Origin of the sequence: Acutalibacter caecimuris (assembly GCF_034335085.1) — a bacterium.
Lineage (GTDB): Bacteria > Bacillota > Clostridia > Oscillospirales > Acutalibacteraceae > Acutalibacter > Acutalibacter caecimuris.
Map to the genome: position 1 here is coordinate 129,800 of NZ_JAWXXJ010000002.1, position 13,663 is coordinate 143,462.

Here is a 13,663-nt window from a genome sequence, read left to right on the forward strand (position 1 = left end):
AGATGAAAGGTACATGGCCGGATGCCTATATGTGCCATCTCAGCCGATGTCGTGCACATTATACCAGCAATTCTGTGGAAGTTCTAGCAAGCCTTTTTTGAAATTCCGCCCGTATCATTAACATATTGGAAAAGGGGTGCCTTATGGAAAATATTACAACCAAGCAGTTTTGCCCTTTGGGCGACCACATGGATCTATACCGGTTTATGCTGGATGTTTTCTCCGCGGGCCGGCAAGGCGGCGTGCCCGCTCCCTTCTGGGAATACGCCCTGGTGTCCACCTGGATGGATAAGTCCTACCTGCACCGGTGCCGGATGTGGAAGGATGGGGAGAAAATCGTGGGTTTCTGTTTTTACGAGAACCCGGTGTCAGACGTGTACTTTAGCCTGCGGCCCGGTTACGAGGCGCTGGCCCCGGAGATGGTGGCCTATGCCGGGGCGCATATGCCCCGGCCGGACGGCCAGCATCGGCTGGTGCTGGTGGGGGATCAGAAGGAATTTGCCCAGGCGGCGAAGGCGGCGGAATATACCCTATGTGACGGCTATGAGAGTTTTGTCTATGATGGCACAACTCCGCTGGACTACCCTCTGCCTGCCGGGTTCCGCTTTACAGAACCCGGTGGGGTGGATGTGGCAAAGGCTATGGAGTGCTGCTGGAAAGGCTTTGACCACGAGGAAACGGAGGGCCCCTGGAACGGGGAATTTGAGTCCGGTTTTGCGCTGATAAATGCCCCCCATGCCACACCGGCGCACCACATTGCTGTGATAAATGAGGCCGGGGCGTACGTCTGCTATGCGGGTATGTGGTGGGTACAGGAAAACAGGCTGGCCTACCTGGAACCCCTATGCACGGTACCCCAGTACCGGCACAAGGGCCTGGCAGCGGCGGTGCTCTCCGAGCTGTGGCGGAGGCTGCAGCCCCTGGGGGCCCGGTGGATGACCGGCGGGGGGAACCCTTTTTACCAGAAGATCGGCTATGGGCCGGGGGTGCAGTGGACCTATTGGAGGAAGTGAGAAGTAGGATATGGATAGAACAGGCTTACATTTCAAGCGTTTGGGGGAAGAAGATGGGGCGGCAACCAGGAAGTTGTTCGCCAGTGTATTTACGGAGGAGCCCTGGAATGACGACTGGTCGGACAGCAAGCAACTGGATGCCTATCTCCACGACCTGACTGGTCAAAGCAATTCCTTGGCCTTCGGCCTGTACGAGGGCTCGGAACTGGTTTGCCTGTCTTTGGGCCGGGTTAAGCACTGGTACACCGGCACGGAGTATTGTATTGACGAGTTCTGTGTGCAGACTGCCCGGCAGGGCCAGGGATTAGGTGGGCTCTTTATGGAGAAAATAGAGGCAGCCTGTAAAGATAGGGGGATGACCCACATTTTCTTGCTAACAGATAGGGACGTTCCGGCCTATGGGTTTTACCGAAAGCTGGGATTTTATGAGTTGGAAAGCAACGTGGCCTTTGCAAAAAAGCTGTAATTTTTGTTGGTTGCCCGACACTTTAGGAATATCCCATAACATGAAAATATCAGGAAGGTGAGATAGTATGAACGCGGAGATTATATCTGTAGGCACGGAGTTGCTTTTGGGCGCGGTAGTGAATACCGATGCAGCCATTGTGGCCCGTGCATTGTCCGAACTGGGCATCAACCTTTTGCATACCTCGGTGGTAGGGGATAACCCCCAACGCCTGCAAGAGGCAGTGGAAACGGCTATTGGCCGTAGCGGCCTGCTGATCATGACAGGGGGGCTGGGGCCCACCACCGATGACCTGACCAAAGAAACTACCGCAGCGGTAGCCGGGAAAAAGCTTACGCTGCACCAACCCAGTTTGGAGCGCATACAGAACTACTTTAATGAAAAGCAGGTCAGCGAAAACCAGGCCAAGCAGGCCTGGCTGCCGAAGGGCTGCATGGTGCTGCAAAATGATAACGGCACGGCGCCGGGCTGCGCGTTCCAGGCAGAAAACGGCTGTACCATCATTATGCTGCCCGGCCCACCCAGCGAGCTGGCCCCTATGCTGCACAACTATGCCGTACCCTACCTGAAACAGAATCAGGAGTACACCATCGTGTCCCATAACGTGCATATATATGGCAAGGGCGAGGCCCCTGTTGCCCAGATGATGGATGATTTGCTGCATGGGGAGAACCCGACCCTGGCCCCCTATGCCAATGAGGGGGAATGTTACCTGCGGGTAACGGCAAAGGCCTCCAGCCAGGCAGAGGCAGACCGGCTTTGCCAGCCGCTAATCGGGGAGATCAAAAAGCGGCTGGGGAATTTTGTTTACGCCGTGGACGTGGACAGCCTGGAGGAATTGGTGGTAGGGCAGCTACAGGAGCAGGGTAAAACCTTGGCTACCGCCGAAAGCTGTACCGGCGGGCTTTTGGCCAAGCGGTTGACGGATGTTTCGGGTGCATCCGGGGTGTTCCATATGGGGGTGGTAACGTACGCCAATGAGGCCAAAGAGCAGCTTTTAGGTGTGCCCCATGATGTTTTACTGGCTCACGGGGCCGTCAGTAAGGAAACGGCGCAAGCAATGGCCCAGGGCATCGTCAAGGCCAGCGGCAGTGACTTGGGTATTGGCATTACCGGTATAGCCGGGCCGGAGGGGGGTACGCCGGAAAAGCCGGTGGGGCTGATCTACATTGCTCTCAGCGATGGAAAAGAAACCTGGGTGGCGAAACGTGCGCCCATCGGCCGTACCAAAAGCCGGGAGTGGCACCGCCACTGTGCGGCCAGCCAGGCTCTGGACATGGTGCGGCGCTACCTGACCGGCCTGCCGGTGGTGGAGGACCAGGAATATGAGGGTGATAAAACCAGCCGGAGATGAGGCCCCCCACAGGCCGGTAGGCCGGTTTGCCCCTAGCCCTAGCGGGCAGATGCACCTGGGGAACCTGTTCAGTTGCCTGTTAGCCTGGCTGGCAGTTCGCGCACAGGGAGGGCGGATGATACTGCGTATGGAGGATTTGGACCCCCAACGCACCAGCCGGGCTTGGGGGGAGCGGCTGATGGAGGATCTCACGTTTTTGGGGCTGGACTGGGATGAGGGGCCTTACTGGCAGTCGGAGCGGGGGGCATACTACCAGCAATGCCTGGAAAAGCTAGAGGCGCAAGGGTTGGTGTATCCCTGCTTTTGCTCGCGGGCGGAGTTGCACGCCGCCAACGCCCCCCACGCCGCTGACGGGGAGTACCTTTACACCGGAAAATGCCGGTGGCTCACCCCACAACAGATAGCGGAACGGGCCAAAAGCCGTCCTCCGGCCCTCCGGCTGCGGGCAGAGGGCCGCATGGCCCTGACCGACGGCCACTATGGTGCTTACAGCCAGGACTTGGCCCAGGATTGTGGGGATTTTATCCTGCGGCGGTCGGATGGGGTGTTTGCCTACCAGTTGGCCGTAACGGCGGACGACGGCGCTATGGGCATTACCCAGGTGGTGCGGGGGCGGGACTTGCTGTCCTCTGCGCCCCGGCAGTTGTACCTGTACCGCCTGTTGGGGTTGCAACCGCCGGCGTTTGCCCACATCCCACTGCTCCTAGCGCCGGATGGCCGGCGGCTCAGCAAGCGGGACGCGGACATGGGCTTGGATGCCTTACGGACGCGGATGGGGGCGGAGGAGATCATAGGCCGGTTGGCCTACCTTGCGGGGCTGCTGAAACGGCCACAGCCAGTAAAGACTGCTGATTTGGTGGGAGAGTTCGCTTGGGAGAAAGTGCCCAAAGAGGATGTTGTGCTAAATTTTACGCTGTTTTAGGGGGATAATCCGTTATAATGCTGAAAGTGTCCTTGACATATTTTTCTATACCCACTATAATGAAGGTAGAGGCTTGGCGAGGACAGGCTAAAAACAGGAAAGAAGGTGCTGGTATGGGAAAGTTAAGCCGGATTGCAGGTAGATTGGTGGCGTTGGGGTTAGGCTGCTTTATCCGTAACGGCACTGGCGGTGGAGGGCGGGCCCACGCCGTCTGCATCGCCGGGGCCGGGTAGGCCGGAGGATCAAGTGCAGGTTAACCAGTTGGCCATTGACTGGTGCCAGGAAAAGGGCCTGATGTTGGGCAACGGTGATAGCTTTGACCCTATGATCCCGGCCAGCCGGGCCATGGTAGCCGAGGTGCTCTACCGGCTGGATGGCGGCCAGGGGGAATTCCCCACCGGAACGTTTGAGGATGTGGCTGACGGTGTGTGGTACGGCCAGGCAGTAAGCTGGGCCCACAAGCAGGGCCTAATGTTTGGCACCGGCGGGAACAGTTTCTCTCCCATCCGCCATATTACCCGGCAGGAGTTGGCCTGTGTCCTCTACCGCCGGGCGGGCTCGCCGGAAACTTGGCAGGCTACCTGGCAGTGGGATTGGCAAGAGTTGGATGACGGGGAGGACATTGCCCCCTATGCCCGTATGGCAGTACAGTGGGGGATGGAAAGCTATCTGCTCCCCCATTACTATTACAGCGATGGGGAGCATCACCAGTATTACCTGCCTAGGGGTACGGTGAGCCGCAGTGAGTTGGCGGAATTACTGTATAAGCTATACCTGTTAAACCCAGCGTCCTATGATATTGACCCGGCAGAGGTTGACTTCATTTCTCTGAATGGAGAAAACCCCACTGATAAAACCCGGCTGGATAAGCCGGAGGAGATCGAGCGGTTTATTGGCCTGTTAAACCGTGTGGAGTTAAAGACAGCCTGCTCGCAGACAGCCGCTGCGGGTTGTGCCGGCAAAGGGTTTACCATCTTCCTTAAGCAGGAGGGGGTGCAAGACCCAGCCCTTAAGGAGCGGAATACCCTGCGTTTTGAGCAGTCGGGTACTGCGCAGTTGGCATTTTCCGGTGACGAGGCCCGTGGCTTTGAGGTGGTATATACCCTTATCCTGCCTGATACAATGCCAGAGGATGCGTTCGCCGAATGGATTTACGGGCTAAAAACCGGCGAGGATGCCAGCGGGGATGTAGAATCCTCAGAGTAAAAGAGCACCCCGCAAGCCAAATGAGGCGCTATGGATTACAGCAAGCGGGTGTGCAAGTAAGGTCTCCACAGGGTAATCTGGCGCGGCAGTATTGTAGGCAAAAAAGAACAGGCCGTCCCGGTTGGGGCGGCCTATTAAGTTTTACTTATCAGAAGGTTTCGTAGTTATGGGCATCCTTCAGCACCATATCCTTAACCTTCATCAGGCGGATCTGGGTGGAGCGCTCGTTCTCGTCCAGTTTCATGGAGATGTACTTGATATTGGCCTGCAGTTCGGGAATCATCACGTGTTCCAACGCGTTTACCCGGCGGCGGGTCTTTTCTATCTCCACGGCCATCAGTTGGCAGGCCTTTTCGGTTTCAGCCAGCTTAAGCATATCCGGGAAGATATCCGAAAGGGATTGCACGGCCCCGTCCAGGTCACTGGAAGTAAAGGCAAACCCGTAAGAGAAGATATCGTTCTGATCCGGGGAGCGGGTCTTAAAGTCAAAGGTGGGGATATCCACGCTCATCACGTTTTCTACGCCACTCTCCACACTGACCCGCTGTTTGGGGGCCAGCATGGCGGTATTCAGCACCTGATCCTGCATCCCGGCCCGGGCCAGCAAAAAGTTTTTGTTGGCCGCGGCGATGCCCTCTTCTACGTGTTCCCGCAGGGTGCGGTTCTCCCGCACTTTCTCCAAAAACTGGCGCATCAGCTCATCGCGCTTATCCTTCAGCAGCTTGTGGCCGCGGGTAGCGGTGGCAAGCTTTTTCTTCAGGCGGGTGAGCTCCATGCGGGTGGGGGTGATCTGTTTACTCGCCAAGAGCCATCACACCTTTCCGTAATACTGATCCAGGAACTTGTCGCTGATACGTTTCAGCTCGGAGCGGGGCAAAATGGAAAGCAGTTTCCAGCCGATGTCCAGGGTGTCCTCAATATCCCGGTTGGCACTGTAGCCCTGGGATACATATTCGCCCTCAAAAGCATCCGCAAACTTGGCGTACAGCTTGTCGATATCCGTCAAAGCAGCTTCGCCCAGCACCACCATCAGTTCTTTTGCCTCTTTGCCACGGGCATAAGCGGCAAAAAGCTGGTTCATGGTAGCGGCGTGGTCGGCGCGGGTACGGCCCTCACCGATGCCCTTATCCTTCAAACGGCTCAGGGAGGGCAGCACGTCGATGGGCGGGGAGATGTTCTTGCGGTACAACTCCTGGCTCAAGATGATCTGGCCCTCGGTGATGTACCCGGTCAAGTCCGGGATGGGGTGGGTCTTGTCGCCCTCAGGCATGGTCAAGATGGGAATCATGGTGATGGAGCCGTTTTTGCCCTTCTGACGGCCGGCGCGCTCATACAAGGTAGCCAGGTCCGTGTACATATAGCCCGGATAACCGCGGCGGCCGGGAACCTCTTTACGTGCGGCGGAAACCTCACGCAAGGCGTCGGCATAGTTGGTAATGTCGGTCAGAATAACCAGCACGTGCATATTCTTCTCAAAGGCCAGGTACTCCGCAGCGGTCAGGGCCATCTTCGGGGTGGCAATACGTTCTACGGCAGGGTCGTTGGCCAGGTTTACGAACATAACAGTGCGGTCAATAGCCCCGGTTTCCCGGAAACTCTGCACGAAGAAGTTGGACTCCTCGAAGGTAATACCCATAGCGGCAAAGACCACCACGAAGGGGTCATTGGTCCCGCGTACCTTGGCCTGCCGGGCAATCTGGGCAGCCAACTGGGCATGGGGCAGACCACTGGCGGAGAAGATCGGCAGTTTCTGGCCGCGTACCAGCGTATTCAGGCCGTCAATGGCGGATACGCCGGTCTGGATGAACTCCTGGGGATAGTTACGAGCGGCGGGGTTCATGGGTAGGCCGTTGATGTCCACCCGGCGGTCAGGCAGGATTTCGGGGCCGTTATCAATGGGGCGGCCCAGGCCGTCAAATACCCGGCCCAGCATATCCTCACTAACACCCAACTCCATGCTGTGGCCCAAAAAGCGTACCTTAGAGTTAGAAAGGTTAATGCCGGTAGAGTTCTCAAACAACTGTACCAGGGCATTGCCTTCATTGATCTCCAGCACCTTGCAGCGGCGGCGCTCACCGTTGGCCAGCTCAATTTCGGCCAACTCGTCGTAAGAAACGTTTTCCACGTCCCGCACCAGCATAAGGGGGCCAGCCACTTCCTGGATCGTTCTATATTCCTTAGGCATCAGAAGTCCTCCTTTGTCTGCTTGGCGTCATTCAGTTCCTGGTCCAGTTGGGCCATGACCCGGTCAAAGTTTTCCTTGATCTTATCCGGCTCTGTGTATTTGAAACGGCCGATCTGCTCACGTACAGGCAGGTCGATAAGTTTCTGGATATCCACGCCGGCGTTCAGGGCGCCCAGGGCCTTGTCGTAGTACCCGGTGATCAGCAGCATCATATCATGCTGCTTTTCCAGGGCAGTATAGGTGTCGATCTCGTCGAAAGAGTTCTGGTGGAGGAAGTCCTCACGGATGCTGCGGGCGGCCTCCAATTTCAGCCGGTCCGGGGCAGAGAGGGCGTCCATACCAACAAGCTGTACGATTTCCTGCAACTCAGCCTCGTCCTGCAACAGGCCCATCATCTTGGTGCGCTGGGCGGTCCAGTCCTCGGCCACATTGCCATTGAACCAGGCCTCCATATCATCCAGGTACAAGGAGTAGCTGGTCAGCCAGTTGATGGCCGGGAAGTGCCGCTGCTGGGCTAAAGAGGAATCCAGGCCCCAGAACACTTTCACGATGCGCAGGGTCGCCTGGGAAACAGGCTCAGAAATATCACCGCCGGGAGGGGACACAGCGCCGATAACGGACAGCGCGCCTTCCCGGTCGCCGGAGCCCAGGGTCTTAACGGAACCGGCCCGCTCGTAGAACTGGGCCAGACGGCTGCCCAGGTAGGCCGGGTAGCCCTCTTCGCCGGGCATCTCTTCCAAGCGGCCGGACATCTCGCGGAGGGCCTCAGCCCAGCGGGAGGTGGAGTCGGCCATCAGGGCCACAGAATAGCCCATGTCCCGGAAGTACTCGGCAATGGTGATGCCGGTGTAAATGGATGCCTCACGGGCAGCCACGGGCATATCGGAGGTGTTGGCGATCAGCACGGTGCGTTCCATCAGGGACTTGCCGGTTTTGGGGTCCACCAGTTCGGGGAACTCATTAAGCACGTCGGTCATCTCGTTGCCACGTTCGCCGCAGCCGATGTAGACCACAATGTCGGCCTCGGCCCATTTTGCTAGCTGGTGCTGGATAACGGTTTTACCGCTGCCGAAGGGGCCTGGTACAGCGGCCACGCCGCCCCGGGCGATGGGGAACATACAGTCCACCACCCGCTGGCCGGTTACCAGGGGACGGTTGGGAGGCAGCTTTTCTTTATAGGGGCGGCCCATACGCACGGGCCAACTCTGCATCAGGCCCAAAGGCTTTTTGCCGTCCTTGGTTTCTACGGTGGCCACGGTGTCCGTAACCTTGTACTTGCCGGCTTTGATCTCCGTCAAGGTGCCGGACACGCCGGGGGGGACCATGATTTTATGGGAAACCACGTCGGTTTCCTGCACAGTGCCGATAATGTCGCCACCGGTCACTTCATCCCCTGCTTTGGCGGTGGGTACAAAGTCCCATTCCAGGTCCCGTTTCAGAGAGGGGACCTCCACGCCGCGTTGCAAGTTGTTGCCGGAAATTTTCATAATGTCATCCAGTGGGCGCTGGATGCCGTCGTAAATGCTGCTGATAAGGCCGGGCCCAAGCTCAACGCTCATGGGCAGGCCGGTGGAAACCACCGGTTCGCCGGGGGCCAGGCCAGAGGTCTCCTCGTATACCTGGATGGAGGCCTCGTCGCCGTGGATCTCGATGATTTCGCCGATCAGGCGGCGTTCGCTAACGCGCACCACGTCGAACATATTGGCATCGCGCATACCTTTGGCGATCACCAGAGGCCCGGCTATTTTTTTGATGGTGCCATTGCTCATGTTTAACGATCACCCGTTTCTTGTTAAATTATAAAGTTGGCGGAGGGGGCTGGGAAGAAAAACCGAAAGGTCAAGCCACCGTACTGGCCTCTTCAAGTTTCTGAAGAGAGAAACGCTGCCAGACAAGCAAACGCTGGGAACCCTATGCCTGTTTTCCACAAGGGAGTGGACATTGGTGGCAGTCGCTAGGTGAAACCGCTGTTTCAGCCCGAAGAACATACCACAAGGGCCCACGCTATCCTGGTCGTGCGTTTCGTGCTTTTGGCGGCTTTGGGGCCGCTCTTCTTAGTCCTCCGTCAGTTGCCGTTAAAGATAATGTCCGAGCCTACCGCCTGTTCTACCGAGCGCTTTACCATGTTGATGCCAAGCCCCGTATTGCCCCGCACCCCCGGAATGGGGATAACGGCAGGTAACAGGCTTTCCCGGCAGCGGTCCAGTTCGGCGGTCAGCTCTTCGGCCAGGGCCTCGGTGATGTATATGACGGCGTAGTCCTGCTCGCACAGGCGGCGCAGGGTTTTAGCGCCCTCCTCGCCGTCCCGTACGGGGAACACCTCCAGCCCCAGGGCCGCAAAGCCGTAAATGCTGTCGCGGTCGCCCAAAACTGCAATTTTATACATACATTTCCCTCAGTCTTTCCCGGAGCATCCGGTCGTCAAGCCCGTTTAGCTTGCCGGAAAGGATGATCCGCACGGTGCTGATCTCGTTGCGCCGGGCTACCACGAAGGCGAACAGGGGACCAATGGTAAAGGGGTTGGATTTCTGCTCCTTTATCAGGTCCATCACCTTGTCGTCGCACCACTTTTCAAAGGCCGACCAGGACTCTTTCAGCCGCTCGGTGGCATCCTGGTAAGGCGTTACCGCCAAGTAGGCATACAGATCTTCCAGGCTTTTGCAGGCGGCAACAGCCAGGCTTTCTGTGTCCAGAGTACCGCAGGGGGCCAGGGCGCTCTCTAAAAAGGCGCGGTTTTTACCGGTTTTGCAGGCACGCACCGCAACCTTAATGTCAGAAACAGCCACGGTCAATTCGGCGTAATCCCGCAAAATATCACTGCCGCTCTCCCGGCCGCAGGCCAAAAGGTCTATCAGGCAGGCCTTGTCAAGGATGATATCGCAAAGCTGCCCGTCCTCGGTCTGCAAAAGGGTATGGTAGGCCTCGTCGGCAGCCTGGGCCATCCGCTGGGGCAGGGGCGAAAAATCACCCTCCCGCACGCAGCGCATCATCAGTTCCGGGTCAACGGCGCCTCCGGGCAAAAATACCTCGTGGGGTTCCGTGCCTGTAACAACCGCCTTAATGGCGGCCTTCAGGTTGTTGTAGTCGGTGGGGAACAGCAGCACCTGGAAAGGGGTCATGTCGTCGGTCAGCTCGTGGATGAAGGCCCAGGTCTTCTCCTCTTCCGCTGCCAATACCTCTTCCGGCGTAGCGCCGCCGTTCCAGCCCTTGTCGCTCAGGGTGCGCAGGCACTCGTCCAAGCTGCGGCAGGCCATTAGCTGGTCGATATCCTGGCGGCTCAAAAGCCCCAATTCCCGCGAGCGCACCCTGGCCACCGCGTAGATGTATTGTTCACTCATAAGCAGCTTTCCTTTCTCCGGGCGGCGTTACGCCACCGGGAACAGCAGCCGGCCGGCCGCGTCCCGCAGCTCTTCCCAGGCGTCCTCAAAGATGGCCCGGAAGGTGCAGTTGATGTCCACGCCGCCGTAAACCAGCATAAAGCCGCTCTCTATCTTGTGGGGCTTGGGGGAGATAGTGACCTCCGCCTCCGGCACGGCCTTGCGCATACGGGCCAGAAAGTCATCGGGCAGGCGGTCTATGTCTTTTTTGTTCAGGCGCATCTCGCCCCGGCCCTCCTGGGCAAACCGCTTATACAGCGTCAACAGGGTCTCAAAGTATGCCTGGTCGGGGGCATTTTCCAGGGAATCCCTGGCAGCGTCCACGGCCTCGCGGATCAACGCCTGCTTAAAGACCAGCATCTCGTTGCGCTGTACCAGATCCGCGGCAGACTGGGCCCGGTCACGGATATCCTGGGCCCGGCGCTCGCCGTCCTTCAGGGTGGCACGGACCTTCTCGGCGCCTTCACTCTTCGCGTTATCCGCGATCTCGCCGGCCTGTTTCCGGGCCTCCGCCAGGATCTCCTCAGCCTCTTTCTGGCCGTCGCCGGCAATCTGGCTGATGATAGAATCCAATCCGGTCATGGGTCTTGCCTCCTCTCTCCTGATGTCAGGGCCCGCATCAGACCTGGATGGTGCCGATGCTGGTGATAGCCAGGATGGAGATCAGCAGGGCCAGAACCGCGTAAGTCTCAACCATGGCGGGGAAGATCATGGACTTGCCGAACTGGTCAGGCTTTTTGGCTACCAGGGAGATGGAGGATACCGCAGCCTTGGCCTGCCACTTGGCAGAAACCATGCCCACAATAGCCATGGGCAGGCAGGCGGCCAGGTACAGCAGGCCCTTGGCCAGGCTGATGTCAGAGCTGCCGCCCAGCACGCCGATCTGGGTGAGGGTAACGAAACCGATCAGCAGGCCGTAGATGCCCTGGGTACCGGGGAGCAGTTGCAGGATCAGGACTTTACCGAACTTAGAGGGATCCTCGGTAACTACGCCCGCAGCGGCCTGGCCGGTCATGCCCACACCGATAGCGGAACCAATGCCGCCCATCAAAGCGGCCAGCACAGCGCCCAGCAGGGCGAAAACGATGCCCATAGTTGTCCAATCAAACATTGTCTATTCCTCCGTAAATTTGATATATTTTGTCTTGGTGGCAAAGGGCTCAAATTTGCGCCCGCCGCCCTCATAGAACTTGCCAAAGAACTCTACGTACTGCAAGCGGTTGGTATGTACGTAGGCGCCCAGCAGGTTGATGAGCAAGTTGAGAACATGGCCGATGATGAACACCAGGATAAACAGGATGACACCTACCGGGCCGCCGCCGGCCATAGTGCCCAGCATATTGAACACCTGGGCGATAACTCCCGTGGCCAGGCCCAGCGCCAGTAGGCGGGAGTAGGACAGGATATCCGACAGCCAACTGGATACGCCGTACAGGCCATACAGGCCCTTCAATATCCGTTTGACGCCCCGGCTCTCCCGGCCGCTGGTGGCAATGATGCCCACCGCGCCGATACCTGCCAGCACCATAGCAATGGTGGTGACAATGGGGGGGATGTTCATGTGCAAGCTCATCATGTCCTGGAACATACTGGTGGAGATCAGGCCGATGATCAGGCCCCCTACCAGCATATACCAGAACCCGCTGTCATACAAGGCGTCCAGGTACTTGCCTCGGCGGCACAACTGGTAGACCTGCATAGCCAGGCCTGCAAACAGGTGGATGATGCCTAGCAGGAAACTGAACAGCATCAGCCGCATGGGTTGCTCCAGCGGCGCGAACCACAGGGGCGGCACAATAATCTCTTGCCCGAAGAACGTGCGGGAAACTACTGTAATGGCGTCGCCGAAATAGCTGCCGAACAATACGCCCCAGAACATGGTGGAAAGCCCGCAGAAGAAGAACATCCGCAGGGTCTTACGCAGGCCGTCCTCAATGTTTTTGAACTTTAAAAGCACAATGCCGCAGCACAGGGAGATCAAAAACCCATAAGCCGCGTCGGAAAGCATCATGCCAAACAGGACATAGTAGAACACGCACATCACTTTTGCGGGGTCAACCTCCCACTTGCCGGGCAGGCTGTAACCCTCGATAACGCCCTCAACAGGCGCGCCGAAGAACCCGTTCTGTAGTTTGATCGGCAGATCCTCGTCCTCGGCGGGGGTTTCCACCTCCACAAAGGCGTTGTACTTCTCTTCCAGCTCCTGTTGCAGGGCAGGGGCCCGGCGGGCCTCCACATAGCCGGTCAGCCAGAATACATGGGGGCTCTGCCACAGTTGGCCCAGCACCTCATACTTGTCAGCCCGCATGGCGTAATAATCCGCCGTAAACAGCAGGGCCTCCCGCTGGCTGGTATAAGAAACGATCTCCTTTTCCGCCCCGGCAATCTCCTCTTTTGCCGCTTTGATGCGCCCCCGCAACTCTTCCACCCGCTCAGGGGGGGAGGTTTTGGAAGGGGTGGCAGGGTAGGTAAAGCCCATGCCCCTAAGGGCGGCCTCTACCTTGATGCCGTACTTGCCCAGGCATACCACAAACACGCAGGTCTGCTGGGGGGCGGTGCTGATGACCTCTACCTCCACACCCTGGGCCTCAGGGGCGGCTGTAGCCAGGCGGGTCTTGATCTCCCCCTCGGTAAGTTCTTCCGGGAAAGAGCCGATGAACACGCTGGAGGAGCGGGTCCCGATGGTGCGCATGGAGATGTCCAGGCCCATCCAGGGTTTTAGGGCGTCGATCTGGGATTCCAGCCGGGCGATCTCCGCCTGCTGGTCGGTAATACGTTTGCCCAGGGCGTGCAGCCGGCCGGCTGTTTTTGTCAGCGCGGGGGCGGCCTCAGCGGTTTCCTCATACTGCCGGGCAGTAATGCCCCGGCGGCCCTCCAGCATAGACAGCATGGACTTTTGGGGGGGCGCATAGCTATCCAGCACCTCTACGGCGCTGGTGATGAGTTGGGCATTTTTTTCGAACGTCTGCCGCGCGGAAACGGTGTCCGTTTTGGAGAAGGGGCCGTCGGTACCGGCCTCCTCCGGGCTGTTTACCTCCAGGACGGCTTTGCGCTGCAGCATTTCAAGGATCTTTTTGCGGTTGCTTTTCAGCGCGTACACATGCACGCGTTTCATTTCCACTACCGCCATCTGCATCGAA

Annotated in this window: 13 protein-coding genes; 5 read left to right on the forward strand and 8 right to left on the reverse strand. The window is 58.2% G+C overall.

The window, feature by feature from the left end:
* Positions 1-143: 143 nt before the first annotated feature.
* From U8U01_RS01960 to U8U01_RS01980, 5 genes are all read left to right on the forward strand, one after another.
* Positions 144-1,013, forward strand: a complete 870-nt coding sequence (locus U8U01_RS01960; RefSeq protein WP_322169556.1) for a GNAT family N-acetyltransferase — start codon at positions 144-146, stop codon at positions 1,011-1,013.
* A gap of 10 nt (positions 1,014-1,023) precedes the next feature.
* On the forward strand, positions 1,024-1,479 hold the full coding sequence (locus U8U01_RS01965; RefSeq protein ID WP_322169558.1) for a GNAT family N-acetyltransferase: 456 nt from the start codon (positions 1,024-1,026) through the stop codon (positions 1,477-1,479).
* A gap of 67 nt (positions 1,480-1,546) precedes the next feature.
* Complete coding sequence (locus U8U01_RS01970) at positions 1,547-2,833, forward strand: competence/damage-inducible protein A (RefSeq protein ID WP_322169560.1); 1,287 nt, start codon at positions 1,547-1,549, stop codon at positions 2,831-2,833.
* On the forward strand, positions 2,805-3,755 hold the full coding sequence (gluQRS, locus tag U8U01_RS01975) for a tRNA glutamyl-Q(34) synthetase GluQRS (protein WP_322169562.1): 951 nt from the start codon (positions 2,805-2,807) through the stop codon (positions 3,753-3,755). The genes U8U01_RS01970 and gluQRS overlap by 29 nt, the downstream gene beginning before the upstream one ends.
* Before the next feature lie 246 nt (positions 3,756-4,001).
* Positions 4,002-4,961: an S-layer homology domain-containing protein gene (locus tag U8U01_RS01980; RefSeq protein WP_322169565.1), complete on the forward strand. Its 960-nt coding sequence runs from the start codon at positions 4,002-4,004 to the stop codon at positions 4,959-4,961.
* Positions 4,962-5,109: 148 nt separating this feature from the next.
* On the opposite strand, the gene U8U01_RS01985 is transcribed toward U8U01_RS01980, so the two are convergent.
* The 8 genes from U8U01_RS01985 to U8U01_RS02020 all read right to left on the reverse strand — a co-directional run bounded on the left by U8U01_RS01985 (position 5,110) and on the right by U8U01_RS02020 (position 13,653).
* Positions 5,110-5,766, reverse strand: coding sequence for a V-type ATP synthase subunit D (locus U8U01_RS01985; RefSeq protein WP_322169568.1), 657 nt, complete (start codon positions 5,764-5,766; stop codon positions 5,110-5,112).
* Positions 5,767-5,772: 6 nt separating this feature from the next.
* Positions 5,773-7,146, reverse strand: a complete 1,374-nt coding sequence (locus U8U01_RS01990; RefSeq protein ID WP_322169571.1) for a V-type ATP synthase subunit B — start codon at positions 7,144-7,146, stop codon at positions 5,773-5,775.
* Positions 7,146-8,915 carry a V-type ATP synthase subunit A gene (locus U8U01_RS01995; protein WP_322169574.1) on the reverse strand — a complete coding sequence of 590 codons (1,770 nt, stop codon included), beginning with the start codon at positions 8,913-8,915 and terminating at the stop codon, positions 7,146-7,148. Before U8U01_RS01995 ends, U8U01_RS01990 begins: the two co-directional genes overlap by 1 nt.
* Before the next feature lie 296 nt (positions 8,916-9,211).
* Positions 9,212-9,532 carry a V-type ATP synthase subunit F gene (locus tag U8U01_RS02000; protein ID WP_322169577.1) on the reverse strand — a complete coding sequence of 107 codons (321 nt, stop codon included), beginning with the start codon at positions 9,530-9,532 and terminating at the stop codon, positions 9,212-9,214.
* Positions 9,525-10,484 (reverse strand): V-type ATPase subunit, encoded by a 960-nt coding sequence (locus tag U8U01_RS02005; protein WP_322169580.1) that lies wholly within the window; start codon positions 10,482-10,484, stop codon positions 9,525-9,527. Before U8U01_RS02005 ends, U8U01_RS02000 begins: the two co-directional genes overlap by 8 nt.
* 27 nt (positions 10,485-10,511) lie before the next feature.
* Entirely contained in the window at positions 10,512-11,105 is a 594-nt protein-coding gene (locus U8U01_RS02010) for a V-type ATP synthase subunit E (protein WP_322169583.1), read from the reverse strand.
* Positions 11,106-11,142: 37 nt separating this feature from the next.
* Positions 11,143-11,634, reverse strand: a complete 492-nt coding sequence (locus U8U01_RS02015; RefSeq protein WP_322169586.1) for a V-type ATP synthase subunit K — start codon at positions 11,632-11,634, stop codon at positions 11,143-11,145.
* Positions 11,635-11,637: 3 nt separating this feature from the next.
* Entirely contained in the window at positions 11,638-13,653 is a 2,016-nt protein-coding gene (locus U8U01_RS02020) for a V-type ATP synthase subunit I (RefSeq protein ID WP_322169588.1), read from the reverse strand.
* Positions 13,654-13,663: the final 10 nt, after the last annotated feature.

Bases quoted from the DNA above. Each gene is read 5' to 3' on its own strand.
- U8U01_RS01965 (WP_322169558.1), top strand. From the start codon at position 1,024: ATGGATAGAACAGGCTTACATTTCAAGCGTTTGGGGGAAGAAGATGGG.
- U8U01_RS02005 (WP_322169580.1), bottom strand. From the start codon at position 10,484: ATGAGTGAACAATACATCTACGCGGTGGCCAGGGTGCGCTCGCGGGAA.
- U8U01_RS02000 (WP_322169577.1), bottom strand. From the start codon at position 9,532: ATGTATAAAATTGCAGTTTTGGGCGACCGCGACAGCATTTACGGCTTT.
- U8U01_RS02015 (WP_322169586.1), bottom strand. From the start codon at position 11,634: ATGTTTGATTGGACAACTATGGGCATCGTTTTCGCCCTGCTGGGCGCT.
- U8U01_RS01960 (WP_322169556.1), top strand. From the start codon at position 144: ATGGAAAATATTACAACCAAGCAGTTTTGCCCTTTGGGCGACCACATG.
- U8U01_RS01970 (WP_322169560.1), top strand. From the start codon at position 1,547: ATGAACGCGGAGATTATATCTGTAGGCACGGAGTTGCTTTTGGGCGCG.
- gluQRS (WP_322169562.1), top strand. From the start codon at position 2,805: ATGAGGGTGATAAAACCAGCCGGAGATGAGGCCCCCCACAGGCCGGTA.
- U8U01_RS02010 (WP_322169583.1), bottom strand. From the start codon at position 11,105: ATGACCGGATTGGATTCTATCATCAGCCAGATTGCCGGCGACGGCCAG.
- U8U01_RS01990 (WP_322169571.1), bottom strand. From the start codon at position 7,146: ATGCCTAAGGAATATAGAACGATCCAGGAAGTGGCTGGCCCCCTTATG.
- U8U01_RS02020 (WP_322169588.1), bottom strand. From the start codon at position 13,653: ATGGCGGTAGTGGAAATGAAACGCGTGCATGTGTACGCGCTGAAAAGC.
- U8U01_RS01995 (WP_322169574.1), bottom strand. From the start codon at position 8,915: ATGAGCAATGGCACCATCAAAAAAATAGCCGGGCCTCTGGTGATCGCC.